Origin of the sequence: Nocardiopsis yanglingensis (assembly GCF_045809185.1) — a bacterium.
Lineage (GTDB): Bacteria > Pseudomonadota > Gammaproteobacteria > Xanthomonadales > Xanthomonadaceae > Stenotrophomonas > Stenotrophomonas yanglingensis.
This window is the reverse complement of the sequence record NZ_JBJNRH010000003.1, coordinates 282,264-307,052: the sequence shown is the minus strand read 5'-3', so window position 1 is coordinate 307,052 and position 24,789 is coordinate 282,264. Positions and strand designations below refer to the sequence as shown.

The following is a 24,789-nucleotide window of genomic DNA, read 5'->3' as shown; positions in this document are numbered from 1 at the left end:
AACACGAACGGAACGGATCAAACAGATCAGGCGTGGCGCATCGCCAGCACGGCCGGCGACCACGGCTGCATGTGCAGGCGCTGGCTGCCGCCGATGCACAGCGGCTTCATCGCATCACGCAGGGGATAGGGCAGATGGCGCAGCACATTGATGCGCTCGCTGATGGGCAGCAGTGACAGCGCGTCGGCGACCACGCGTGGCGAACCGAGCGACAGCGAACGGGCAAACGTGACCGGGCCGTGCTGCAGCAGCTGGCTGCGCAGGGCGGCAACATCGCGCTCACCGATCAGGCGGCGCAGGGTGATGTAAAGGATCTTGTAGGACATGGGGGCGATCTCCAGGCAGGCGGCACCTGGCGATCCCCCGTCACTCAGGCAGGCAGGGACCGGCGGGCAGGCGCCAGGAACAGGCAACAAGCGGGCATCCGGGGCGCGGTGCGCCCGGCAGGGTCGGGGTCCATCTGCGTCTCCATGAGGGGAGGGGCCGGCCAGGGTTGCCCTGGCCAGTGGCGCTATTGTCCGCCCCTGAATGGGGCAGTCCTAGAGGCTCGTGGGTTAGCCCGGCTATACCTTGGTATAGCCGGGCACGCATCGCGCCGATCAAGGGCGCATCACGGGATCAATGCGCGGTGCTGGTCTGCCTGCACACGTCGTACTCGCCGCGGGTCAGCTTCTGGTCGCGGTCGGTATCGCAGGCGTGCAGACGCTCGGCCCAGTCGGGTGCGACGGCATCCACTTCGGCCAGGGTGACGATGCCGTCCTTGTCCTTGTCCAGCGACTCATAGGCTGGAATCAGCTTCACTTCGGTCACGTCCTCGGCGGCGGTGGCTTTGTTCGCCTCTTGGGTCTTGGAACAGGCGCCCAGCAGCAGGCCGACGGAGATGGCGAGGACAGCAGGAACGTAGCGAATTCCGGTCATGACAGGCTCCAGGAGTGGGGATGCGGGCCACGCTTGTGGATGGCCACGGCTGGATCTTCGGCCGGGGTCTGTAAGCGAGCTGCGAAGAACCGGCCCGTGGACCGTTGCCGGTGGGCCGCCATTCACCGGGCTGCCGTGATCGAGGGCGCAGAGCCGATTGCGCGGAGGTGGCTCGGTAGAGTCGCCTATCGCGCGTAGCGTGAGGTTTTCGGTTTCCCGCCCAGAGCGGTCGACTGACAGTCGACGCTGCCCTCGAACAGTGGAATGCCGGCCAGCAGCCGGCATTACCATCTCCTCAGAAGCGGTCGGCAAACGCGTCCGTGGCGCGCACCAGCGCATCGACCGTTGCCGGCTCGTTGGCGCTGTGGCCGGAAGTCACCATCTCCAGCTTTGCCTCCGGCCAGGCCTTGGCCAGGTCCCAGGCGCTGCGCGGCGGACAGATGATGTCGTAGCGGCCCTGCACGATCACGCCGGGCAGATGGCGGATGCGATCTATATCGCGCAACAGCTGGTTCGGTTCCAGGAAGATGCCGTTGCGGAAGTAGTGCGCTTCGATGCGGGCCTTGGCCAGAGTGTCCAGCGGGTCATCCGTGGAAACAGCATCCACGTCGTGCTGCAGGGTGGCGGCGTTGTCTTCCCAGCCCAGCCAGGCCTGCGCGGCTGCGATGCGGGTGGCCTCATCGGCGCTGTCCATGCGCGTCCAGTAGGCCGCAATCATGTCGCCGCGCTCGGCTTCAGGAATATAGGCCTCGTAGCGGTCCCAGCGCTCCGGGAAAATCCAGCGCGCACCACCGTTGGTTTCCGCGAACCAGCGGTTCTCCATCTCGCGGCCAAGAAATACGCCACGCACGATCAGGCCGGTGGCACGCTCGGGATGTGCCAGCGCGTAGGCCAGCGACAGGGTCGAGCCCCAGGAGCCGCCATAGACCAGCCAACGCTCAATGCCGAGGTGCTCGCGCACCTTCTCGATGTCGGCCACCAGATCCTGCGTGGTGTTGTCGCGCAGCTCGCCGAACGGTGTGGAGCGTCCACTGCCACGCTGGTCGATCAGCACGATGCGGTAGCGCGCCGGGTCGAAGAAGCGGCGATGGGTGGGGGAAATGCCCGCACCCGGCCCGCCATGCAGATACACCACCGGAATCCCGTCGGGCGTGCCGCATTCCTCGATGTGCAGGGTGTGCAGATCGCTCACCGGCAGGGTGAACTCGCGGTAGGGCTCGATGGCGGGGTACAGGGTGCGCATGGCGGGGGCCTCACAATCAGGGGCGGCCAGCATACCCCCGCCGGTGGTGCCCGGCAGCGTGGGTTGCCTGCCCGGTGATGGAAATGCGCTTGCCGATGCGCATAAGCTTCGATGATGCAAGCGACCCCGACACGGATGTTCACTTTCAATCCCGTCCTCAGCAGCGGCGCACGCGAGCTGCTGAAATGGATCGCACTGTTGACCATGACCGGCGACCACGTGGCAAAGGTGGTCTACGGTGGCTACCTGCCGGTCGTAAGCGAACTGGGGCGCATCGCGTTCCCGCTATTCGCGCTGGTGATGGCCTGCAACCTCGCCCAGCCGGGCGCGGACCTGCGCAAGTCGATCCGTCGCCTGGTCGGACGGGGCGTGATCGCGCAGCCGCTGCATGCACTGGCCTTCGGCTACTGGCTGCCGCTCAACATCCTGCTCACCTTTGCTTTTGCCGCAGTGGCTGTGCATGCGCTGGCGAACAATCGGCCGGTGCAGCTGTTGCTGGCCGCCGGCGTGCTGCCGATGTTCGTGGATTACCAGTGGGCCGGTGTCGGCAGCGTGTTGCTGGCCTGGATCGCGTTCCAGCACCGGGCGTGGTGGCTGTTGCTGGTAGGGCTTGCAGCGGTGTGCTGGGCCAACCACAACGGCTGGGCATTGCTGGCCGTTCCGGTGGTGCTGTTGGCGGCTCGGGTGCCGTGGCAACTGCCGCGCTGGCGCTGGGCGTTCTATGGGTACTACGTGGGGCATCTGGCGGTGCTGGCGTTGATTGCCCATCTGTTTGTGTAATGTCGGAACTGGCATGTGGCATGTCTTGAATGCCGGATGCGGTCAAGGAATGCGCGTCGCGGGTATGGGTGAAGCATGCCGCCATCGGCATGTTGCAAGTTATTGAATCTTCGGCGCGATTGTCGATATGCGACAATGCTGCCACTGCGTGAATGTTGCTGTCTTTGCACTTGGGTTGTTGGCGCCTGCCACCCTGTTGTGCACATGATGAGTTGCCATCGACAAAGGATGGCCGGGGGCTGGAATCCCCGTTGGTTGTGTTGTTCGCGCTTGTCAGCCGGCGTCGCCTTGTGCGGCGCCGGCTGACAACCCGTCCGCGCCTTATGGCGGGCGGTGCGTGGAGGTGCGCGCAAGCGCGCCTACCGGACTGTCTTCACGCAACCACCGGATTCCAGCCACGCACCGTCCGCCGCCTTTGTTAAGGGCGGTGGTCCCGCATGCCTTGCACGGAGACCTGCCATGAACGCATCGGAGTTCCCCCATCAGCGCGCCCCGGCCAATGCCGATGAAGGGCACGACATCCCGCCCGATCCCAACAACCTGACGGCCCTGCTGCATCGCATCGGGCTGGGCGCGGCTTCTGACGGCCAGCCCTGGCCCGAGCGCCATCAAGTGCCGGGCCGATGCATGGCATTGGCCGATGCCGATGGTGCGCTGGCCGGACTGCGCATCGTGCAGGAAATCCTGCTGGCGGCAGAACGCGCCCGCCAGAATGGCGGCCCGGAACACTACGTCGGCGACCGCGTGATGGAAGGGTTGAAGCTGGCCGCGCTGGCATTGACCAGTCATGCCATCTATCGCCTGCATCCGGAATGACACGAGTAGATCCACGCCATGCGTGTATGCCCTCCGCGGAATGCCTGACGACCTGTAGAGCCGAGCCTATGCTCGGCTCAGTGGGCGAACGGAGCCGAGCATGGCTCGGCTCTACAGAGGTTCCACGCGTGCTCAGAAATCCATCGTGGCCGACAACAACACCGTCCTCGGTGCACCCAATGCGAGGCTGGAAAGCAACGGCATGCCCCAGTACGCCTTGTTGGTCACGTTGTTCACGCTGGCCCGCAGCGCAAGCGGTCGACCCGCCACGGTGGTGCTGTAGCGCGCCCCCACATCGAACAACGTGCGCCCCGGCACAGACAGGCTGTTGTCGGCACTGATGTACTGCTTCGACATTGCCGTGGCATTGCCGGTCAGGGTGAGGCCCTGCAAGGTCGGCACATCCCATTCCACACCCAGCTTGGCCTGCCGTTGCGCTACGGCGGTGGCGATGCGTCCCTCATTCACGCCGCCTGCCGTGCGGGTCAGCTTTGGTTGCACGTAGGCCACGCCACCCAGCAAACGCACGCCATCCAGCGGGGCACCGAAGAAGCCCCATTCCACACCGCGGTTTCGTTGTTCGCCACCAAACGAGAAGATATTCGTGACCGGATCGGTGTAGCTGCTCGGGCGCTTGATCTCGTACACGCTGAAGGTGTGCGCGAAGCTGCCGAGGTCCAGTTTCAGGCCCAGCTCCTTCTGTTTGGTGCGGAACGGTGCGAACACATCACCGGCATTGGCAGCGGTCATCGGCGCGGTGGCGCCTTGGCTGAGGCCTTCGATGTAGTTGGTGTAGATCGAAAGCTTATCGGTGGCCTTCACCAGCAGGGCGGCGGCCGGCGTGGTGGCGCTCTCGTCGTAGCGCGAGGTGCGTGCACCGCTGGCAACATTGAAGGTCTCACTGACCACCTGCTGGCGGCGCACGCCCAGCGTCAACTGCACGCGGTCATCGGCGAAGGCGAGGGTGTCGGCGAAACCGAGGCTGTCCAGCTTCAGCTCGGTATGCGAAATGTGCGGTGCCACGAACGGTGCCGCAGGACCCCACACCGGCTTGTACAGGTTGGTGGTCCAGTCCCAGCCGGGCACGCTGCGGCGGCCGTAGTCGTTCTGGGTGTGCTGGTAGTGGGTCACGTTGGCGGCCCATTGGTGGCCGACGCTGCCGGTACGGAAGCTGCCGCGCAGGCCAGCGTCACCGGACTGCTTCTTGATGTCGAACGCCAGCTGGCCGATCACGGTAGTGAAGTCACCGGCCGGGTTGAGGATCTGCGCACTGATCGAACCGTTGTAGCGGTAGTCGGTCTTGCTGGTGCCGTAGGCCAGGTAGGCCATCAGGTGTTCGTTGATGTCCAGCTCGCCGCGCAGCATCGCGCCCTTGTCCTGGCTGTCTACATAGGCCCAGTCCGGGTTGATCAACGTATCGCCGCGCGGCGGCCGCGGAATCGCCACGCCCGGTGCCAGGCCAACGCCACGGGCAGGTCCGTCCACGCGGTCGTCAGCGCTGTACAGATCGGCGGACAGGCGGGCGCGCTCGCCGCGCCAGTCCAGTGCCAGCGAACCCAGCTGTACTTTCTTGCTTTGCTTGCCGACTGCGCCGTCGCCATCACGGTACGCGCCGTTGAAGCGGATGCCGAACTGCTTGTCGGCGCCCAGCCGGTGGCCCACATCCACGTGGGTACCGAATTGTGCATCGGAGGCGAAGTTGGCGCTGACCCGCAGCAACGGTTGCTCGCTCGCACGCTTGGGCACCAGGTTGACGCTGCCACCGACCGAGCCGCCCGGTGGCATGCCGTTGAGCAGGGCGGACGGGCCCTTCAGCACCTCGATGCGCTCGAACATCTCCGGCGAGGTGCGGTAGTAGGGCGCCATGCCGCTGAGGCCGTTGAAGGTGGTATCGCTGGTGCTGGAGGTGAAGCCGCGGATGGCGTAGTTCTCGCTCCAGGAACCAGTCACGCCGTTGCTGAACACCGTGGGGTCGGTGGCGGCGATGACATCGGTGAGGTCCTTGGCCTGACGGTCGCGGATGAAGGCTTCGGTGTAGCTGACCGTACTGAAGGGCGTGTCCATGAAGTCCTTGTCGCCGAGCAGGCCGACCCGGCTACCGGAAGCCACCTGGCCGCCGGCATAGTCGCCGGTCACCCGGCGCTGTTCCTGCACCTGCACCGAAGGCAGGGTGGACGGTGCGGAGTCGGCCAGCGCGGCAAACGAGGCCAGCAGCCCCAGTGCCAGGGCCGATACCCGGTAGCGCCGGGTCATGCACAGCGCCTGCGACAGGCTAGGGGTGCTCTGGTAGCGCCGGGCCATGCCCGGCGGATGCATCAGAACACGGGTTGCGTCAGCAGCTGCACGCTGCCGCGGGGTGGAAAGGTCGTACACGGTCATGCCAGGTTCCTGTGATTCGCAGGCGCGAGCGCGCCTGGCGCGCTGCCGACGGCAAGCACGGGGAGAGGGCGCAGCGCAGGGTTGTTGGCTGGGTGGGGACCTGGCGGGAGGTGAGCCATGGGCTCGACTACGGGCAGCGTGCTGGACGCATTCCGAATTAGTTGAGTAAATTAAACTAAATCAATCGAAGCGGACAAGAGGGTCCCTTTGCTGGCACCCTCAGCACGGTATGAGCACACACCGTATGAGCCCGCACCCCGATCCAACGGCGCCGACCCGTGGCCGCCCGCCCACCATCACCCCGGAGCGCCTGGCCGACATCGGCATCCGCCTGGGCCTGCCCAACCTGACCATGGCCAACGTGGCCGCCGAACTGGCGGTGACCCAGGCGGCGCTGTACAAGCGCGTGGCCAACCTGGAGGCGTTGAAGCGCCTGGTGGCCGAGGCGGTGTTCCAGCGCTGGCAGATTCCGCGCGCGTCGGTCGACGCACCGGGTGGGCTGGAGGCCTACCTGATGGGGTTCGTGGAGTCACTGTGCGAGGTGGTGAAGGCACATCCCGGGCTGCCTCCGTACCTGCTGCGGCGCACGGTGGCGACCGCGCCGATGCTGGAGAAGATCGCCTCGCACCAGGCGCACGTGGCCGATGTGTTTGGCCTCCCGGTGGACAAGGCGCGCTGGCTGCTGGCCACGATCGCCTTCTACTGCATCGCCGGCGCCGACACGATCTACGCGATTGCAGACGACGAAGAGGGGCAGGTGATCACTGAGTTCAAGCAGGGCATGCGGGCGCTGGTAATCGGTTCGCTGGAGGTATCACGGCTTCGGTAGATGCATGCCATGCGTGGATGGCCTTGGCCGTTCACCATGACGCCAGCCAGGCATGGCTCTACTGGACGGATCGCGTAGTGTCGAGAATACAATGCGGCCATGCCTGCCACGCCTACTCTCGATGATCTTCGCCGCTACGCGGTGGCGCGCACCCTGTTCAAGCCGACCACGCTGCTGACCGCAATACGGCGTCTGGGCTTCGTGCAGGCCGACCCGATCCGCGCGCCGGCACGTGCGCAGGACCTGACCCTGCGCCACCGGGTGAAGGACTATCGCGCCGGTGATCTGGAGCGGCGCTATACCCGCCTACCGGTGGAAGAAGATTGCCTGGTGAACTACGGCTTCCTGCCACGCGAGCACCTGGCGCTGATGCACCCGCGCGTGTCCAGGCGCGAATGGGACGCCGAGACCCATCGCCGTGCGGCCGACGTGCTGGCCTTCGTGCGCGAGCGCGGTAGCGTGCATCCGCGCGAGGTGGACCAGGCGTTCGCGCATGGGCGGGTGACCAACTACTGGGGCGGCACCAGCAATGCCAGCACGCACCTGCTGGATGGCATGCACTACCGCGGCCTGCTGCGCGTACAACGGCGCGATAGCGGTACGCGCATCTACGCGGTGGCCGACCACGCTGAAGCAGATGCCAGCGAGCAGGCGCAGATCGAACGCGCCGCCGCCTTGATCGACCTGGTGGTGCGCAAATACGCGCCGCTGCCGTCGGCCAGCCTGACCTATCTGGTGCGCCTGCTGGGTTATGGCGCACCACATCTGGCCGAGCAGACCCGACAGGCGTTGACGTTAGCCAAGCAACAACTGGCCAGCTGCACGCTGGAGGGCACCACCTGGTACTGGCCCGCCGACGAGAACCCGCGCTCGCGCCGGCACGTACCGGACGACCAGGTACGCCTACTGGCCCCGTTCGATCCGGTGGTGTGGGACCGCCGCCGCTTCGAGCTGCTGTGGGGCTGGGTCTACAAGTTCGAGGCCTACACGCCTGCACCGAAGCGCCAATACGGCTACTACGCGTTGCCGATGTTGTGGCACGACCAGGTGGTGGGCTGGGCCAATCTCAGCGTACGCGACAGTGAATTGGTGTCCAGCGTGGGCTACGCCGGCAAGTCACTGGCCCGCGACAAGGTGTTTCGTGGCGCGTTGGAAGACGAACTGCAGCGCATGGCCGCTTTTCTGTAGAGCCGAGCGGCGCATTGGTACCTATCGCTCCCGGTAGCCGCCAACCTTGGTTGGCGCTGGCTTCCATCGTTGCCCACCAAGGTGGGCACCTGCCAGAGCTGAAGTCGCCGATGGTTTGCCGCCATGTTGATCATCACGCATGGGCATTCACGCTCCAGCCGGCGCGTTCGTACGCCTGCACCGTGCTAGCGTCCATGGATTGGAGGTCACGATGACGATCAAGGCTTTCTGGGACGATCCCTATCGGCTGCGCCATGAGGCGCGGGTCAGTGCTGTCTCGGGTGATGAGATCCGGCTGGATGAAACCATTTTCTTCGCGTTCTCCGGGGGCCAGGAGAGCGACGATGGGTTCATCGGGGGGCATCCGGTGCTGGAAGCCCGCAAGGACGGCCTGGACATTGCCTATCGATTGCCCGAAGGGCACGACCTGGTCGCAGGCGATGCAGTCGCGGTCGAGATTGATGGTCTGCGCCGCTATGGCCTGATGCGCCACCATTTCGCGGCGGAGATGATCCTGCAGCTGGTGTATGCGTTGGAGCCGGGCATCGACAAGGTTGGCGCGCATATCGGCCCGGCCAAGGCCCGCATCGATTTCGCACGGAATGGCAGCATTTCGGTGTTGTTTGACGCGCTGCAGGCCCAGTCCGCAGCCCTGGTTGCGGCCGACCTGCCGATCATCACCGCCTTTTCCGATGAGGCTAACCAGCGCCGTTTCTGGAAGGTGGAAGGCTTCGCGCAGATGGGTTGTGGCGGTACCCATCCACGCCGTACCGGGGAGATCGGCACGCTCTCGCTGAAGCGGAAGAACCAGGGCAAGGGCGTGGAGCGCATCGAGATCACGCTGGACGCCCGGCCGTTCCCGGCATAGCGCGATACGTTGCCCGGGTAGCCGCCAACCTTGGTTGGCATCGCAAAGTGTCGGCGCCCACCAAGGTGGGCATCTACCGAAGCAACGCTCCCAAGGCCCGGGTAGCCGCCAACCTTGGTTGGCGCCGTGGTGTATGGGGGCCCACCAAGGTGGGCATCTACCGATTCCATCGCCCATGCGCCACCATCGCCAGCACCACCACGCCAGCGGCAACGCTGGTGTGACCGGACAGCGCGGCCAGACCAGAACCCACGCCCAACCCGCGCATGGCAAACACGGTACTGAACACCAGCAGCGCCCAACCCACCGCGCGCAGCTGCTGGGTTGCCGGCGCGTTCAACACACGACGCAACACGTCCCGCTGATGTCGCTCCATCCCCAGTGCCAGGCAGGCGAACGCGGCCAGCGACAACACGAACAGAATGACGTGGATCATGCGCTGGCCTCCGGTGCCGCAGTGCGTGATGCGGCAGACGGCCGTGCGCGCTTCACCTTCGGCGCATGCCGCCAGGTGCGCCAGGCCAGCAGTGCGTGCAGGGCGGCCAATGCCAGCAGGGTCAGGTCGGTCCCTGCGAACGCCCAATCACCCGCGGCCAGCGTGCGCCACAGCGGATGCAGCGTGGTCATTGCGGTCAGCACCGGCAGCAGCGCCAGCAGCAGTGCCGCCAGCAGGAACTGTTCGATCCATGCGCGCTTGGGTGTGCGCAGCGTGGCGTGCACGAACATGGCTGCCCAGGCCAGGAAGAACACATGCACCTCCCACGCCGCGCGCCCGTCCATGGTGACGGGCAGCAGGCGGTTCGCCCACAGATAGGCCGCCATCGCCACCGACAGGCCCGCGACGGTGGCGATGTTGAGCCGCTCGACCAGGCTGAAGCCGAAGTAGGGTCGCTGCGGATCGGGCAGCTGCGCGCGGCGCTTGACCGTCCACAGCACCAGCCCGGTGCCGACCATGGCGGTGCCGGCCAGGCTGACGATGAAGTACAGCCAGCGCAGCGCGGCGTCGGCAAAGCGCCCCAGGTGCAGGCCATACAGCACGCCCTGGGTATCGGCGGCGACGCCCGAGTGCTCCTTGACCTGCAGCAGTTGCCCGCCGCTGCCATCGAACAGCAGATAGTTCGGGGTGGTCGAAACACGGCTGGACTGCGCACGCACCACGGCCACGCGGGCGTTCTCGTCGCCGGGGTTCTGCACCTGCACGCTGCCCACCGATCCGGTTCCCCAGCGCTGCTCGGCCTGTTGCACCAGTGCGCCGACGTCGGTGAGCGGGGCAGGCTGGCCCGCGGCCTTCTGCGGTGGCAGGAACAGGCGCATCTCGCTGACCACCTCGGCCTGTTGGCGCTTGTCCGGCAGCTTGGCCAGGCCCCACGGCATGTACAACACCGCCAGCATCACCAGGCCGCTCCAGGTGATCATGAAGTGGAACGGCAGGCCGAGCACCGACAGCGCCGCGTGACCGTCCAGCCACGAGCGCTGGCCCTTGCCCCAGCGGAAGGTGAAGAAGTCGGCGAAAATTTTCTTGTGGGTGATCACGCCGCTGACGATCGCCACCAGCATGAACATCGCGCACAGGCCGACGATCCAGCGACCCCACATCGCAGGCATGTAATGCAGGTTGAAATGGAAGGCATAGAAGAAGTCGCCGCCGCCGGTGTCGCGTGCCTGCAGCGGCGCGCCGGTGTTGGCATCGAACAGGCCCGAGTCGAAGCCATGCCGGCCACGTCCACCCGGGCTGGCCCACATCGCCGACACCCAGGGCATGCGCGTACTTGGCAGGCTCAGGTTGATCTGGCTGGCTGCCGGTGTCTCGGCAATGATGCTGGAGACCGTGCGCTGCGCGACCATCGCCGCCTCCGGCAACGTGGAGGGCGTGGCGATTTCAGGACGTGTGTAGCGCGAGAGCTCGTCGCGGAAATAGCTGGCGGTGCCGGTGAGGAACATCGCGTACAGGATCCAGCCTGCGAGCAGGCCGACCCAGATATGCAGGTCGGACATGGTCTGGCGGATGCCGCGTAGCTTGGGGGTGCGATCGACCTTGCTCATGCGCCCGCTCCCCGGCTGACCGTTTGCGCGACCAGCCACAGCGGCAGGGCGATCACGATCAGCCCGATCCATGCGCGCCACGCCGAGCGCACCGCGAACACCCAGACCACAGCGCCGGCATACAGCAGGAAGCTGGCCAGCATGCCGGTGAACACGGCCTGGCGGCCATCAATGGGCAGCGCCAGCGCGGCGATGCTGCACAGCGCGGCGAGCACATAGCCGCCGAACAACGCGGCGACGATGCGTGAGACCAGGGGCAGCCAGGTCAGCACGGAAGCGGTACGGGAAACGGTCAAAGCACTTCTCCAGGGCACCACGCGCAATGGCGTGGCGCCCTTGAAACCAGGATCAGAAATCGACGGTGGCCGACAGCAGGGCGGTGCGTGGGGTACCCAACCCCGAGCCGAGGCTGCCCGCCCAGTACGCCTTGTTGGTCAGGTTCTGCACGGTGGCGCGCAGTACCAGCGGATGGCCAGCCGCCTGCGTCGCATAGCGGGCACCGAGATCGAACACGGTGCGGCCGGCCACCCACTGACTGTTGTCGGCGTTGATATAGCCCTTGGACATACTGACCGCGTTGCCGGTGAGGGTGAGGCCGGCAACGGTTGGTACGTCCCACTCGACGCCCAGCTTGCCCTGCCATTGCGGTGTGGCCGTCGCCAGCCGCCCTTCGTTGATGCCGCCCTGGGTGCGGGTCAGCTTCGGTTGCAGCCAGCCGATGCCGCCGAGCACGCGCAGCTGCTCGGTGGCCTGGCCGAACACGGTCCATTCCACGCCACGGTTGCGCTGCTGGCCGCCGAACGAGAACACATTGGTGGCCGGGTCGGTATAGGAACTGGGCTTTTCGATCTCGTACACGCTCAATGCGCTGGCCAGGCGACCGAAGTCGAACTTGGCACCGACCTCACGCTGGCGGGTCTTGAACGGCGGGAACACGTCGCCAGCGTTGGCGGCGGTTGCCGGGGCGGTACTGCCCTGGCTGAGGCCTTCAATGTAGTTGGCATACAGCGACAGTCGATCGCTGGCCTTGAACAGCAGTGCACCGGCCGGGGTATTGGCGCTGGCGTCGTAGCGTGCGGTGCGCTTGCCGGTGCTGCCGTCGAAGGTGTCGCTGAGCACGGTCTGGTGACGGATGCCCAGGGTCAGCTGCACGCGATCATCGACGAAGGACAACGTGTCAGCGATGCCGAAGCTGGTGGTACGCACTTCCGCGGTCTTCGGCAGCGACGCATCACTGAAGCTGCGATCGATGGCCGGCCCCCACTGTGGGTCGTACAGGTTGGTCACCCAGTCGCGGGCAAGCAGATTGCGCTTGAAGCCGAACTTCTGGTCGTGCTGGTACCAGGCCGCACTGATCGCCAGCGCGTGATCGACCGTGCCGGTGCGGAAGCGTGCCGAGAGGCCGGCTTCGGCGGTGTCCTTGCTGTAGATGAAACGCTGGTGGGCGAAGTTGTTGCGGAAATCGCCGGCGGTATTGGTGATCAGCGTGGTGGCACTGGCGATGGAATCGAAATCGGTATGGCCGTGGCCGTAGCTGGCATGCGCCTGCAGGTGGTCATTGATGTCGAACGACCAGCGCAGCGCGGCGGCCGAGTCCTTGACGTTGCTGAAGGTCCAATCCGGTGCGAACAGGGTGCTGGCCTTCGGCGGGCGGGGCACAGCCAGCCCGGCTGCAAGCGAAACGCCACGATTGAGGCCATCCACATGGTCACGGCTGCTGAACAGGTCCAGTGAAACCTGCGAGCGCTCACCACGCCAGTCCAGACCCAGCGATGCGAGCTGCGTCTTGTGCTGCTGGTGGTCTGTGGCGGTGTCGCCATCGCGATGCACCGCGTTGAGACGCACGCCGAACTGCTTGTCCGCGCCGAAGCGGCGGCCGATATCCAGATGGCCGCCGAACTGTGCGTCGCTGCTGTAGCTGGCCGTGAAGCGGGTCAACGGTGTATCACCTGCGCGCTTGGGCACCAGGTTCACCGCGCCACCCACTGAACCGCCCGGCGGCATGCCGTTGAGCAGTGCCGATGGCCCCTTGAGCACTTCGATGCTCTCGGCCAGTTCGGGGGTGACGCGGTAGTAGGGGATCAGCCCGTACAGTCCGCCGAATCCGATATCCGACGAGGCGACACCGAAGCCACGGATGTTGAAGTAATCGGTGATGCCGCCGCTGGAGCCGCTGTTGTAGACGCTGGGATCGGTCAGCGCGATGACCCGCACCAGGTCCGGCGCCTGGATGTTGTCGATGAAGTCGGCGGTGTAGCGGGTGGTATTGAACGGCGTGTCCATGAAGTCGAGCTCGCCGAGCAGGCCGACGCCACTGCCGCGGGCGACCTGGCCACCGGCATAAGCATCGGTAGGCGCGGTCTTGTCGGCGCGCACATTCACCGTGGGCAGCTGGCGCGCACCGTCGGGCGCGTCGTCGGCATGGGCGGCGGTGGCGATCAGCAGGGTGGGCAGCAACGCTGCACGGGCGGCCAGGGACAGCGCCGAGCGGCGTGGGAGGGACAGGGCTCGAAGGGGGAGGGACATGGCAGTTCTCGTGTGATGGGTCGTGCGATCGGCCAGCAGGGCGCCGTCGGTGACCTGCACGGGCAGGACGACGCGGGCTGTGGAATGGCTGGCAGAGGGCACGGCGCTGCCGCTGGGGCAGTGCTGCACGCGAGGTGCGTGGGCGATCTGTGGCTGGGTGGAACGAAGCGCGGGGCGCGGATGCTGCGGGGTGGATCAGATATCGTCGGCGAGGTCGTCGAGGTCCTGCAGGCCACCGCCGCGTGCCAGCACGCGCTCGTAGTTGCGGCGGCGACGCTGGTCGGTTTCGGTAGTGGTCTGGCCGTGTTTCCAGTAACCGGCCACGGCGACGTCTGCGCGCGACAGACCGCATGCTTCGAGGAAGTAGCGGCGCAGGGTGCGCATCTCTTCGCGTTCGCCTGCGGCCCAGACAGTGTTGTTCGGTCCCGTGCGCAAACGGCGTGCCTGCTGCAGCAACGGCGTAGCGCCCGTGGCCAGGCGCTGTATGCAGACGCCGTCGACGGCGGGCAGTTCGTCTACCGGGAAGGGGTCATCCGAAGCGATCCAGGCTTGCGCGCGGCGGCCGCTGGGCCACTGCTGGAGCAAGGCGAACAGTGCCGGGATGGCGCTCTGGTCGGCGAACAGCAGGGCAACGCTGTCCTGACGATGCGGCACCTGCAGATGCGGTCGCGGACCAGTGAGATCGAAGGCGTCGCCGGGCTGCAGCGCACGCACCCAGGCCAGCATCGGCCCCGGTGCCTCGTGCAGCACCACGTCCAGCGTGAAACGGCGCGTCTGCGCGTCGACGCTGCGCACGGTGTAGATCCGTGACACATCGCCGAACACGGCGCCGAGCTGGATGCGCACGGCGGTGTTGGCGCGCTGCCAGGGTGCCAGCTCAGCCTGTGGCGGCAACTGTATGACCAGCCGAAGCAGGCTGGCACAGGGCTGGGTGACGTCAATCACGTGGACGCACAGCGCCTGCAGGCCATGGTCGTGGTCTACGCCGCGCAGTGGCCCGGCGGGGGTGGTGGAAAGGGTGGACGCGGACATCGACAACGATCCAGAAGGCTGCGAATGCGAATTAGTTACATCATAGTAAACTAAATTGATCGCCTCGCAACCCAGGCTGGCTGGAAGCGAATGCAGCGCGTTGACCATTGCGTTGCTGCAGACCACCATGGAAGGCCTTGCCAGCGCGCCGCGCAGGAACCGCAACAGCATGGCTGCACCGAAGAAGAACGCTGCCCGTGGGCGACCGCCCACCATCACCCGAGAGCGTATCGCCGACGCTGGCATCGCGATGACGCTGCCGGGGCTGAGCTTCGTGGGCGTGGCAGCAGCGCTGGGGGTCAGCCACATCGCGCTGTACAAGCATGTGGCGAATCTGGCGGCGCTGCGCGAACTGGTGGCCGAGGTGATCTTCGAGCGTTGGCAGGCACCGGAGCTGGATGCCGCTGGCCGGCGCAGCATCGAGGAGGATCTGCGTGCGTTCCAACGTTCACTGCGGAGGCTGGTGGACGGGAATCCGGGCCTGGCGCCGTTCCTGGTCAGCCACGGCGCGAAGACACCGGAGATGCTGGCGCGCATCCAGCGCCACCATGCCGAATTCAGCCGCGTGCATGGCCTGCCGCTGGAGCAGGCGGCGTGGCTGTTGTCCGCCGTGGCCTATCACGCCGTTGCGTTGGCCGACACCGTGTACTCGCGGCATGCGGTGGTAGATACCACGCGACGCCCGTTGGATCGGAAGGCACAGGAAGCCGAGTTCGACCGCAGCATGGAGGCGTTGATCATCGGTGCATTGGCGATGTGCGGGCGCACGGCAGGCGCGAAGTAACCGCCAATCCTGGTTGGCACCGTTGCCCCGGTAGTCGCCAACCTTGGTTGGCGCCGCGATACATCGTTGCCCACCAAGGTGGGCATCTACCGGTCGCGCGGCATCCTTGTGCTCCGTATCATCCATGCCCGGGCTGACGCGGCGGCCGATATCCTTCCGCGAGGTAACCGCCAATCCTGGTTGGCACCGTTGCCCAGGCAGTCGCCAACCTTGGTTGGCGCCGCGATGTATCGTTGCCCACCAAGGTGGGCGTCTACCGGTCACGCGGCATCCTTGCGCTCCGCATCTTCCATGCCAGGGCTGACGCGGCGGCCGATGTCCTTCAAGCGCGCCAGCTGATCCACCATCGACGGTGCATCGTCCAGGCTGCCGACGAAGGTCCACAGATAGGTCATCACCGCGTAGACGTGACCCGGTGTAACTCCTTCACTGGTGGCGAGGCGGCCGATGGTCAGCGCGAACAACACCGCCGCCGCCGCGCCCACCACCACGAAGGCCCCAGCTTCCCGGTCCGAGAGCAGGATGCGCAGCCGCGACAGCGTGGTGTAGTGGCGACGCAGCACCGAGGGACTGACCCGGTCGACCAGGCGGATCTCATGTTCCAGCCGGTTGTTCAGGCGTCCATGCAGCTGTTCGTTGCGGCGTGCGAACGACGGCAGAAGCAACAGCGCGCCCAGCAGTGTGACCAGGCTTGCGGCGCCCACCAGCGGTTCGATCGCCAGCAGCATCGCTGCCGCACCGAACATCGATACCAGCGCGGTGGCGATGATCGGCACGTGCTTTTCGAAGAAGTCGACGAACTCACGGGCCAGAACAACGCGCGCGGCCGAGGTGGAGGTGGCCTGGCCCAGCCTGCGCTGCGCCTGCACCACGTTCACCGCCAGGTCGGCATAGATTCGGGTGAAGGTGCGGGTATCGACCGCACGGCGGGCGGCGCCGACCAGCCAGAACAGCAGCACCACGCCGGCGTAGGAAATGGCGTGGCCGATGTCGCCGCGGATGATCGCGTCCACCGCGAAGCCGGCAAACAGCGGATACGCCAGCAGCAGCGCATTTTCCAGCGCCACCAGCGAAAAGGTGCCGGTGAGCTGCCACGGGTAGGTGCGCAGGATGGCCTTGAGGGTGGCGGCCGCGTTCTGCTGGCCGATGCTGCCGGCGGCGGCCGCCGGATCGTGCGGGTGTTTCATTGGGGTGCCTGGGCGAAGTGGAGACAGGGCAGGGGGCCGGATACCTGCCGCCTCCCTGGTCACGCCCAGTATCGGCTGCCCTTTGGAGCGGGTATGGAGGGACGATGGAGATTGCGTGGAGAAACCGGCGCCGTTCAGCGATGCGAATGCCCACCAAGGTGGGCCGCTACCAGGGCAGTGTCTACCGCCTCAACGGCGCGCATGCACCGGCCAACGGATCTCGAACGAACTGCCGCCCCGTTCGGTGGCCCGGCATAGCGCCGTTCCGTGATGGGCCACGGCAATCGCGCGCACCACCGCCAGGCCCAGCCCGGAGCCACCGCTCTGCCGCGAACGCGAGACATCGGTGCGCTGGAACGCTTCGAAAATGCTGTCACGCAGCTCGTCCGGCACGCCGGGGCCACCATCCTCCACGGCCACCGTGCAATGGCCCTGGCCCAGCGTGACGCGCACCCGCAGCGGGCATGGAATGGCATGCCGCCGCGCGTTCTCCAGCAACGCCAGCACTGCCTGGCGGATGCGCGCCGGATCGCAGTCGGCCAGCGACGGACGCGCATCCAGCGTTACCGAGAACCCGCTTTCGGTCAGTGCCTCGGACATGGCTTCCACCACCGCGGCCACCTGCACGCTGACATCGCTGCGCTGCAGGCGCAGATCCAGATGTCCGCTCTCGGCAAGGCTGACTACGCGCAGGTCCTCGATGATGCGGGTGAGGCCTTCCAGCTGGGTGAGCATGCTGTTGAACTGCTCCGGCCCCGGCTCGAACACGCCTTCGGCGATGCCCTGCAGGCGGCCGCGCAGGATGGTCATCGGCGTGCGCAGTTCGTGCGCGATTGCGGCGTTCCAGAACACCCGGTTCTCGGACATTCGGCTCAGCCGTTCTGCCATGGAGTTGAAGTCGCTGACCAGCGTGGCCGCTTCGGCCATCGTGGTGTCACCACCGCGTGCACGCGCCTCCAGATCGCCACTGGCGACCCGGCGCAGGCTTTCGGCTACCGAGTTCAACGGCGTGATGATGCGCCGGGTCAGGCGCGATGCGACCAGCGTGGCGAAGATGACGACCACGGTGGCGGTCAAGCCGATCCACAGCCATTCCAGTCCGGACGGCATGATCGTTTCCGGCTCGTCGTACCAGCGCGGGTAGAACACCTCCATCAGGTAATAGAACAGGTAGAAGCCGCTGATCGAAAGCACCGTCGAACACAGCGAGGCCACCGTGATGGACAGCGTGATCTGGCGTCCGATGCTCTTGCCTTTGGGATTCATCATTCAGTCCAGGAAACGGTAGCCGACGCCGCGGATGGTGGCGGGAATGCCGATCACGCCGACTTCCTCCAGCTTGCGGCGCAGCTTGCTGACATGGCTGTCGACGGTGCGTTCCTGCGCGTCGCCTTCCGGCAGGCAGGTCTGGAGCAGATCCAGCCGGCTGTGCACCATGCGCGGGGCGCGCGCCATGTGCACCAGCAGACGGAACTCGGTGAGTGTGAAACTCAAAGCATGCATGTGGTCATTGGTGCGCACGGTGACCTCATGGCTGCGCAGGTCGATCTCGAACGGCCCCTGCCTGATCAGCCCGTTGGGTTCTTCTGCAATGGGCTTCGCGCTACGGCGCAGCACGGCCTGGATGCGGGCGACGATCTCGGCCGGATTGAATGGCTTAACCACATAGTCGTCAGCGCCGACGCGCAGGCCAGTGAGCTTGTCCACGTCCTGGTCGAGTGCGGTGAGCATGATTACCGGGGTGTTGCCGCGCCGGCGCAGCTCGCTCAGCACCTGCCAGCCGTCAATCTTCGGCATCTGCACGTCCAGCAGCACAAGGTCAGGGCGCAGCTGGCGGTGGCTGGCGAGCGCCGCCTCGCCGTCGGCGGCGCGTGCGCTGCGCAGGCCGGAACGGGCCAGGTAGGCGCCGAGGATGTCGGCGATTTCGCCTTCATCTTCGGCAATCAGCACCAAGGGGGGCTGTCGGGTACGGAGATCGTGTTTCATTGCGTGCTGCGGGTTCGAGGCCAGGGCGGGCAGGGGCGGGATCAGGGGCAGGGTCATCGTCGGCGTTCCATGGCCTGCGCCTCTTCGTTGGCAGCCCAGGCCAGGGTGGCCAGCACCAGCGTGCGCTGCAGGCTGGGTTCCAGCGCACCCGCGCCGCGCAGTTGCTGCAGCATCAGGGTGGACACCGCCGCCGGCAGCTTGCTCCAGCGCGAAGCCATGGGAGTGGCGTTCACCCGGGCCTGCAGCCGCGAGGCCATGCCCACGATGGTGCGCAGGCGCACTGCCAGCAGGGCGGCGACCACGGCGGTGGCAAGGGCAAGCAGCAGATTCAGGGTGACGTTGGCCGCCGGGTGCGTAGTCGCCCAGACCGCCAGGCCGATCAGTGCCAGCGATGCGAGGGATCCGGTGCGGCGGGTGCGGCCGGGCCCATCACTGCGGAACCCCACCAGCGCGGCGGCCCCGAAGCCCGCCAGCAATGGCAGTACCGGATACGGCGCGACCCACATCCATGTGCTGGTCGATGCCAGCACCAGTGCGATCAACCACGGCGAAGGCGCACACCACGCAAGGTAGGCATGGCGCACATCGATGGGTGGCAGGTCTGGGTAGGAAGGGGACACGGCAGGCTGGCAGTCGGCGAGGCCGACGAGGCTAGCGACCGTTGATGGAGACTCGGTCGAGATTGTGTCGAGATTGCGTGGATGCGGGCTGCCACGTTCAGGCGCGGGGCTGATGCCTGAACGGCCGCGGCGCCTCCATGCAATCTCCACAGTGGCTCCAAGAAACGTCCATCGGTGGCTTCCAGACTGTGGTTTCGGCGGTCGCATGGGGCGACTGCACGCAACCGGGCGTTTCGATGAGCAACCGCAGGACCTGGATCATTGCCGCCGCCGTGGCCTCGCTGGCCGCCGGCGCTGGATGGTGGGCGTTTGCCGGCGGTGATGATGCCGCGCTGATCACCGCGCCGGCAAGGGTGGCGGATCTGGAGAAGACCGTACAGGCAGTCGGCCGGGTCCATCCGAAGGAGCTGGTGGCGGTGGGTGCGCAGGTGTCCGGGCAGGTCAAGCGCCTGCATGTGGTGCTGGGCCAGCGCGTGCAGGCCGGCGATCTGATCGCCGAGGTCGATTCGCAGCCGCAGCGTATCGCGCTGCGCAGCGCCGAGGCGGCCACCAATACGTTGCGTGCCCAGCATGCCGCCAGCGAGGCCCGCTATGCGCAGGCCAGCCGTGCATACCAGCGCCAGTCGCAGTTGGTGGTATCGCGCCTGGTGTCTCAGGAAGGCTTCGAAGCCGCGCGCGTGGCACGCGATGCGGCCCGTTCGGAGGTGGCCGCGCTGCAGGCGCAGATCGACCAGGCGGTGACCCAGGTCGAAACCGCACGGATCAACCTGGGCTATACCCGCATCGTGTCGCCCAGCGACGGCCACATCGTGGCCATCGTCACCAAGGCCGGGCAGACGTTGAATTCGATGCAGACCACGCCGACCATCGTGATGCTGGCGCAGATGGATACGATGACCGTGCGCGCCGAGATCGCCGAGGCCGATGTGGAACTGGTCGCGCCCGGCCAGCCGCTGTGGTTTTCGACACTGGGGCCGAGTGGCCGCCGCTACGACTCCAACCTGCAGCAGCTGGAGCCGGCGCCGTCCTCGATTGCCGATATCGCCACCGGCAACGCGGGCGGTTCGACGCAGACGCCGAAGGCGGTGTACTACGCCGGCCTGTTCGATGTGGCCAATCCGGGGCTGAAGCTGAAACCGTCGATGACGGTGAAAGTGACCCTGCAGCTGGCGCGGGTCGCCAACGCGCTGCAGGTGCCACTGACGGCGCTGGCCGATTCGGATGGCAAGGACGGCAGCCGCGGAACCGTGCGCGTGGTGGACACCAAGGGCCGCCCCCAGGAGCGTGCGGTGACGACCGGCCTGCGCACCGCCACCGCCGTGCAGATCCTGTCCGGCCTGCGCGAGGGCGAGAACGTGGTGGTCGGGCAGGCGCCCAGCGGCGGCGAATCCGAACCGACCAGCCTGCTGGGGATGTGAGCATGGCCGACGCACTGCTTGAACTGCATGGCGTATCGCGCGCCTATCGCTCGGCCGCCGGCGAGGTGGTGGTGCTGAAGGACGTTTCGCTGCGCATCGATGCCGGCGAGTTCATCGCCATCATTGGCCCCTCGGGCTCGGGCAAGTCCACGCTGATGAACATCCTTGGTTGCCTGGACCGGCCGACCGAGGGCAGCTATCGCGTGAATGGCGAGGCCACCGAGCAGATGGCGCCGGACGCGCTGGCACGCCTTCGCCGTGAGCATTTCGGTTTCATCTTCCAGCGCTACAACCTGATGGAGAACCTGAGTGCCACCGAGAACGTGGCGCTGCCGGCGGTCTATGCGGGCGTGGACGCAGAGACGCGTAATGCGCGCGCACGCACGCTGCTGGAAACACTGGGGCTGGGCGAACGCATGGCGAATCGGCCGAGCCAGCTGTCCGGCGGCCAGCAGCAGCGCGTGTCCATTGCCCGTTCGCTGATGAACGGCGGCGCGATCGTGCTGGCCGATGAACCGACCGGCGCGCTGGATCACGCCAGTGGCCAGCAGGTGATGGCCGAGCTGAAGCGCCTGCATGCACAGGGCCACACGGTGATCCTGGTGACGCACGATGCAGCGATCGCCGCCAACGCGGCGCGGGTGATCGAGATCGCCGACGGCCGGGTGGTGGCCGACCGCGGCGAGCGGGGATCGCGTGCTGCGGCTGAAACTCCCGGGACCGAACGCGGCGCGTCGCCGGTCACCGAGCGCCGCGCACGCATGGACGCGGTTCGCGAAGCCGCACGCATGGCCGTGCGCTCGATGCTGGCCCATCGCCTGCGCACGTTGCTGACCATGCTCGGCATCATCATCGGCGTAGCGGCCGTGGTGACTGTGGTTGCGCTGGGCAAGGGTGCACAGGCGCAGGTCGAATCACAGATCAACGAACTGGGCGCCAGCACGCTGGAGATCTTCCCGGGCGCCGATTTCGGTGACCCGCGCTCGGCGGAGATCGAAACGCTGGTGGTGGGCGATGCGGACCATCTGGCCGCGCTGAACTACGTGGACAGCGTCAGCCCCAATCTGACCGGTTCGGTGGCAGCACTGCAGGGCAGCCGCCGTGCCAACACCCAGGTGCTGGGCGTGGGCGCGGACCTGCCGCGTGTGCGCGGGCTGCGGCTGAAGGCTGGGCGCTTCTTCACCGATGCTGAAGTGGATGCGCATCGTGCGGTAGGCGTGGTCGACCAGAAGGCGGCCAAGGCATTGTTCACTGGCAACCCGATCGGCAGTACGGTGCTGCTGGGCGGCATGCCGGTGGAGGTGATCGGTGTGGTCGGGGCCAATGCGTTCGCGGGCGGTGCAACCCCGACGGTCTACGTGCCGTATACCTCGGCGGCCTCGCGGCTGCTGGGCAGCGAGCGCCTGGAGAGCATCACGGTGCGTGTGCGCGACAACGTGCCCACCAACGCCGCCGAAGCCTCGCTGGGTGCCGAGCTGGAGCGGTTGCATGGCCGTCGTGACTTCTTCATCTACAACGCCGACCAGATCCGCAAGGCGGTGATGAAGTCCAGCCAGACCATGGCCGCGCTGGTCTCCGCCATTGCCGCCGTGGCGCTGGTGGTTGGCGGGGTGGGGGTGATGAACATCATGCTGGTCTCGGTGAAGGAGCGCGTGCGCGAGATCGGTGTGCGCCTGGCGGTGGGCGCGCGGCAGGGCGACATCCTGCGCCAGTTCCTGATCGAGGCCGTGCTGATCTGCCTGTTCGGTGGCGTGCTGGGCGTGCTGTTCGCGTTCGGGGTCAGTGCGCTGTCCAGCCTGCTGTCGCTGGGTGTGCCGTTCCTGTTCACGCCGGGGCCGGTGCTCGCCGCGCTGGCATGTTCGTCTGCGATCGGGCTTGGATTCGGCTACTTCCCGGCGCGCAGTGCCGCACAGCTCGACCCGATCCAGGCGCTGGCGGCGGAGTAGGCGCAGGCCCGCTGCAGGACTTGTAGAGCCGAGCCTGCGCTCGGCTGCTCTCCGGCCAGACCACGATGAATCCTGCGCTGCGCGCAGCAGGCCGAGCATGGGCTATGCCGGTCGTCCTGACCGGCACCCTTCGGGCCGTCGCACGCGACGTTGGCAACGGCTCCTGCCGTTGCCTTCGGCTCTACAGGAGCATTGTGGCGGCAGAGTGAACGTGTCAGCGTGGCGGGAAGGCAATGACGATGTCGTTCAGCGGCAGCTGATTCTCACGCGGCACGGCCATTCCGGGCTTCCAGGCCTCCCCTTGGCCGAACAGCTGCGCCTCGCTTTCAGGCCCGAAATCGTCGAAGGCCTGGAAGACGTACGGAATGCCCTCGGACCCTTCGAACGTGGCCTTGTTGGAAAGCTGGAAGTGCAGATGAGGCGCGGCGGAATTGTCGGACTGGCCGAGCTGGGCCAGCGCCTGTCCGCGCTGGACCCGTTGCCCGGGTTTCACCTTGATACTGCCGGTGCGCAGATGAGCGTAACTGGCAAACACACCCGGCGAGAGTTCCAGAACAACGTAGTTGCCCAACAGGCCATCGGCCGTCAGTGAGCGGGGTTCCGGTTGCGCGGTCAGCGGCGGGTGCTCGGGTTGCCCGTCACGGACCGCACGCACGATGCCGTCGGCCACGGCCAGTACGGGCGCGGTATGACCCACCCAGTCCGAATGGCGGGTGTGCTGCAGATCCCTGGCCGTTGGACGCACGGCGCGCCCACGTTCGTCGACGCCGACCAGGTCGAGCGCGAAGCGCTGTGGAATTGTCAGATCACCATTTACTGCCACCAGGCTGCCCCAGTGGTGTGACTGCGCCGCTCCAGGCCCCTCGTGGGCGAGCCATCGACCGCCTTGCAGGGGCGGACCGAGCACCATCACCGGCGCCGCGTTGACCGCAACGTCGGCGCCATCCAGTTCCACACTGCCGTTGTGCTCGGTGCCCAGCAGCATGCGGTGGCGAAGGATGTGCGGCACGTTACCGGTGGCTGGCAGGGACAGCCACAGGAACACCACCAGGCGTTTTCCCGCTGCAATGGAGACAGCGCCATCCTCTGCAGGCGACGGCCGTACCCAGTAGCGCAGGGCAGGGGCATCCAGGCTCAGCAGCGGGGTTTCGGCATCGTCGCCGAACACCCGCAGCGATTGCGGCCGCAGCGCGCCGGTGTCGCCGTAGTAGTTGGTGATGTGCAGTTCGTAGGCCAGATGGCGCAGGCCGTCGCTGCCAACAAAGGGAGTCGGTGCGAAGGGCACCCGTGCTTCAACCGGTGCAGGCGCTGACAGGGTGAGGAAAGGAAGCAGCAACAGCAGCAGAGCCAGGCAGACGCTGCGGGTCATGCGTGTTCCCCCAAGGCCGATGGTGGCCGCTGCCGAGCATAGCGCTACGCCGGCGTCACTGGTACATCGACGGGCGTATCACGGCTCCGGACGGGGATGCTGACGCACGCGTGCGCGCTCGCGATACAGGCGGCTGTCGGCACGCTGCAGGGTGTCGGCCACCGACTCGCCGGGCCGGTGGGGGCGGACATTTCGGCGGCGGGGTGAGGCGGACGCCTGATCTTCCCGATCAGCGCGTGCCCACTGCGTGCACGGTGCGATCAGCGCCCCTTGGGATTGAGATACAAGCGCGCGCCATCCGATTCACGGTACCCCGTCCAGCGCCCACCTCCCGAGGCACGGAAGCGCCCGAATACGGTGTTGCTGGTATCGGTAAGCAGCAGCTGGTTGCCCGACAGCACCCAGCGGTTGGCCGAGAAGAAGCCGTCCGGGCAGCCGGCAGGCACGTAGGCACTGTAGCCGCCGAACCATGCCATGTTCTTCAGTTCGATGGTGCAGGTGCTGCCGTTCTCCTGGCCCAGTGTCCAGCTGCCGAACAGATCGCTGTCGCGTATATCGCGGTCATCGCGCCAGTCGTGGCTGTTGTCACGGAAGCCGAAGCCCACGTCGATACCTTTGCTTTCGCTGCGCGACTCGGACTGCGAGCTGCCACTGGTGGTGGTCTGCGTGGTCATCGAGCCATTGTTCTGGATCTCGGTGCTGCTCGAATGGGTGGCTTGGTCGGTGCGGGTGGTCTGCTGGCCGAAGCCGGACGAGGCGTCCTGGGCGAGGGCGGGCAGGACCAGGCAGCACAGCGCGAGCAGGCAGGTACGGGCGAGCACGGCGGCCATTGCAGCATCCTCGGCAGGTTGGATGGC

At 66.6% G+C, this 24,789-nt stretch carries 23 protein-coding genes; 8 read left to right on the top strand and 15 right to left on the bottom strand.

Annotated elements, in window-relative coordinates:
• Window positions 1-26: 26 nt before the first annotated feature.
• The 3 genes from ACJ7C5_RS07385 to pip all read right to left on the bottom strand — a co-directional run bounded on the left by ACJ7C5_RS07385 (window position 27) and on the right by pip (window position 2,161).
• The gene (locus ACJ7C5_RS07385) at window positions 27-326 is read right to left on the bottom strand and encodes a hypothetical protein (RefSeq protein WP_099481573.1); all 300 of its coding nucleotides are present in this window, start codon (window positions 324-326) and stop codon (window positions 27-29) included.
• Between the two features lie 292 nt (window positions 327-618).
• The gene (locus ACJ7C5_RS07380) at window positions 619-918 is read right to left on the bottom strand and encodes an EF-hand domain-containing protein (RefSeq protein ID WP_412703508.1); all 300 of its coding nucleotides are present in this window, start codon (window positions 916-918) and stop codon (window positions 619-621) included.
• A gap of 295 nt (window positions 919-1,213) precedes the next feature.
• Window positions 1,214-2,161, bottom strand: a complete 948-nt coding sequence (pip, locus tag ACJ7C5_RS07375; protein WP_412703507.1) for a prolyl aminopeptidase — start codon at window positions 2,159-2,161, stop codon at window positions 1,214-1,216.
• Window positions 2,162-2,275: 114 nt separating this feature from the next.
• Between pip and ACJ7C5_RS07370 the strand changes: the two genes are divergently transcribed.
• Both ACJ7C5_RS07370 and ACJ7C5_RS07365 read left to right on the top strand, forming a co-directional pair.
• Window positions 2,276-2,941: a TraX family protein gene (locus ACJ7C5_RS07370; RefSeq protein ID WP_412703506.1), complete on the top strand. Its 666-nt coding sequence runs from the start codon at window positions 2,276-2,278 to the stop codon at window positions 2,939-2,941.
• Window positions 2,942-3,400: 459 nt separating this feature from the next.
• Window positions 3,401-3,757 (top strand): hypothetical protein, encoded by a 357-nt coding sequence (locus ACJ7C5_RS07365; RefSeq protein WP_412703505.1) that lies wholly within the window; start codon window positions 3,401-3,403, stop codon window positions 3,755-3,757.
• Window positions 3,758-3,889: 132 nt separating this feature from the next.
• Here the strand turns inward: ACJ7C5_RS07365 and ACJ7C5_RS07360 are convergent, their stop codons facing one another.
• On the bottom strand, window positions 3,890-6,136 hold the full coding sequence (locus ACJ7C5_RS07360; RefSeq protein WP_412703504.1) for a TonB-dependent receptor: 2,247 nt from the start codon (window positions 6,134-6,136) through the stop codon (window positions 3,890-3,892).
• A 244-nt stretch (window positions 6,137-6,380) separates the two neighbouring features.
• Between ACJ7C5_RS07360 and ACJ7C5_RS07355 the strand changes: the two genes are divergently transcribed.
• From ACJ7C5_RS07355 to ACJ7C5_RS07345, 3 genes are all read left to right on the top strand, one after another.
• Window positions 6,381-6,965, top strand: coding sequence for a TetR/AcrR family transcriptional regulator (locus tag ACJ7C5_RS07355; RefSeq protein WP_094001587.1), 585 nt, complete (start codon window positions 6,381-6,383; stop codon window positions 6,963-6,965).
• 99 nt (window positions 6,966-7,064) lie between these two features.
• Window positions 7,065-8,153: a DNA glycosylase AlkZ-like family protein gene (locus ACJ7C5_RS07350; RefSeq protein WP_094001586.1), complete on the top strand. Its 1,089-nt coding sequence runs from the start codon at window positions 7,065-7,067 to the stop codon at window positions 8,151-8,153.
• Window positions 8,154-8,364: 211 nt separating this feature from the next.
• A complete protein-coding gene (locus tag ACJ7C5_RS07345; protein ID WP_412703503.1) occupies window positions 8,365-9,021 on the top strand; it encodes an alanyl-tRNA editing protein in 657 nt (218 codons plus the stop codon).
• 157 nt (window positions 9,022-9,178) lie between these two features.
• Here the strand turns inward: ACJ7C5_RS07345 and ACJ7C5_RS07340 are convergent, their stop codons facing one another.
• From ACJ7C5_RS07340 to ACJ7C5_RS07320, 5 genes are all read right to left on the bottom strand, one after another.
• Complete coding sequence (locus ACJ7C5_RS07340) at window positions 9,179-9,457, bottom strand: DUF3325 domain-containing protein (protein WP_412703502.1); 279 nt, start codon at window positions 9,455-9,457, stop codon at window positions 9,179-9,181.
• Entirely contained in the window at window positions 9,454-11,064 is a 1,611-nt protein-coding gene (locus ACJ7C5_RS07335; protein WP_412703501.1) for a PepSY-associated TM helix domain-containing protein, read from the bottom strand. Before ACJ7C5_RS07335 ends, ACJ7C5_RS07340 begins: the two co-directional genes overlap by 4 nt.
• Window positions 11,061-11,360, bottom strand: a complete 300-nt coding sequence (locus ACJ7C5_RS07330) for a DUF3649 domain-containing protein (protein WP_132810201.1) — start codon at window positions 11,358-11,360, stop codon at window positions 11,061-11,063. The genes ACJ7C5_RS07335 and ACJ7C5_RS07330 overlap by 4 nt, the downstream gene beginning before the upstream one ends.
• Window positions 11,361-11,412: 52 nt before the next feature.
• The gene (locus tag ACJ7C5_RS07325) at window positions 11,413-13,590 is read right to left on the bottom strand and encodes a TonB-dependent receptor (protein WP_412703500.1); all 2,178 of its coding nucleotides are present in this window, start codon (window positions 13,588-13,590) and stop codon (window positions 11,413-11,415) included.
• 195 nt (window positions 13,591-13,785) lie between these two features.
• Window positions 13,786-14,622, bottom strand: coding sequence for a siderophore-interacting protein (locus ACJ7C5_RS07320; protein ID WP_412703499.1), 837 nt, complete (start codon window positions 14,620-14,622; stop codon window positions 13,786-13,788).
• Between the two features lie 100 nt (window positions 14,623-14,722).
• Here ACJ7C5_RS07320 and ACJ7C5_RS07315 point away from each other — a divergent pair, with 100 nt between their 5' ends.
• Window positions 14,723-15,406, top strand: coding sequence for a TetR/AcrR family transcriptional regulator (locus ACJ7C5_RS07315; protein ID WP_412703498.1), 684 nt, complete (start codon window positions 14,723-14,725; stop codon window positions 15,404-15,406).
• A gap of 260 nt (window positions 15,407-15,666) precedes the next feature.
• Here ACJ7C5_RS07315 and ACJ7C5_RS07310 read toward each other — a convergent pair whose 3' ends face one another.
• The 4 genes from ACJ7C5_RS07310 to ACJ7C5_RS07295 form a co-directional block, all read right to left on the bottom strand.
• The gene (locus ACJ7C5_RS07310; protein ID WP_412703497.1) at window positions 15,667-16,593 is read right to left on the bottom strand and encodes an ABC transporter six-transmembrane domain-containing protein; all 927 of its coding nucleotides are present in this window, start codon (window positions 16,591-16,593) and stop codon (window positions 15,667-15,669) included.
• 189 nt (window positions 16,594-16,782) lie between these two features.
• Window positions 16,783-17,859 (bottom strand): ATP-binding protein, encoded by a 1,077-nt coding sequence (locus ACJ7C5_RS07305; RefSeq protein WP_094001605.1) that lies wholly within the window; start codon window positions 17,857-17,859, stop codon window positions 16,783-16,785.
• 3 nt (window positions 17,860-17,862) lie between these two features.
• On the bottom strand, window positions 17,863-18,636 hold the full coding sequence (locus ACJ7C5_RS07300) for a response regulator (RefSeq protein ID WP_412703496.1): 774 nt from the start codon (window positions 18,634-18,636) through the stop codon (window positions 17,863-17,865).
• Window positions 18,633-19,199, bottom strand: a complete 567-nt coding sequence (locus tag ACJ7C5_RS07295) for a hypothetical protein (protein ID WP_412703495.1) — start codon at window positions 19,197-19,199, stop codon at window positions 18,633-18,635. The genes ACJ7C5_RS07300 and ACJ7C5_RS07295 overlap by 4 nt, the downstream gene beginning before the upstream one ends.
• A gap of 236 nt (window positions 19,200-19,435) precedes the next feature.
• Here ACJ7C5_RS07295 and ACJ7C5_RS07290 point away from each other — a divergent pair, with 236 nt between their 5' ends.
• Together ACJ7C5_RS07290 and ACJ7C5_RS07285 are read left to right on the top strand one after the other, a co-directional pair.
• Window positions 19,436-20,617: an efflux RND transporter periplasmic adaptor subunit gene (locus ACJ7C5_RS07290; RefSeq protein WP_412703494.1), complete on the top strand. Its 1,182-nt coding sequence runs from the start codon at window positions 19,436-19,438 to the stop codon at window positions 20,615-20,617.
• Between the two features lie 2 nt (window positions 20,618-20,619).
• Window positions 20,620-22,563 carry a MacB family efflux pump subunit gene (locus ACJ7C5_RS07285; RefSeq protein WP_412703493.1) on the top strand — a complete coding sequence of 648 codons (1,944 nt, stop codon included), beginning with the start codon at window positions 20,620-20,622 and terminating at the stop codon, window positions 22,561-22,563.
• 214 nt (window positions 22,564-22,777) lie between these two features.
• Here the strand turns inward: ACJ7C5_RS07285 and ACJ7C5_RS07280 are convergent, their stop codons facing one another.
• Complete coding sequence (locus ACJ7C5_RS07280) at window positions 22,778-23,932, bottom strand: M23 family metallopeptidase (protein ID WP_412703492.1); 1,155 nt, start codon at window positions 23,930-23,932, stop codon at window positions 22,778-22,780.
• Window positions 23,933-24,192: 260 nt separating this feature from the next.
• Window positions 24,193-24,762 carry an AprI/Inh family metalloprotease inhibitor gene (locus tag ACJ7C5_RS07275; protein ID WP_412703491.1) on the bottom strand — a complete coding sequence of 190 codons (570 nt, stop codon included), beginning with the start codon at window positions 24,760-24,762 and terminating at the stop codon, window positions 24,193-24,195.
• Window positions 24,763-24,789 lie beyond the last annotated feature (27 nt).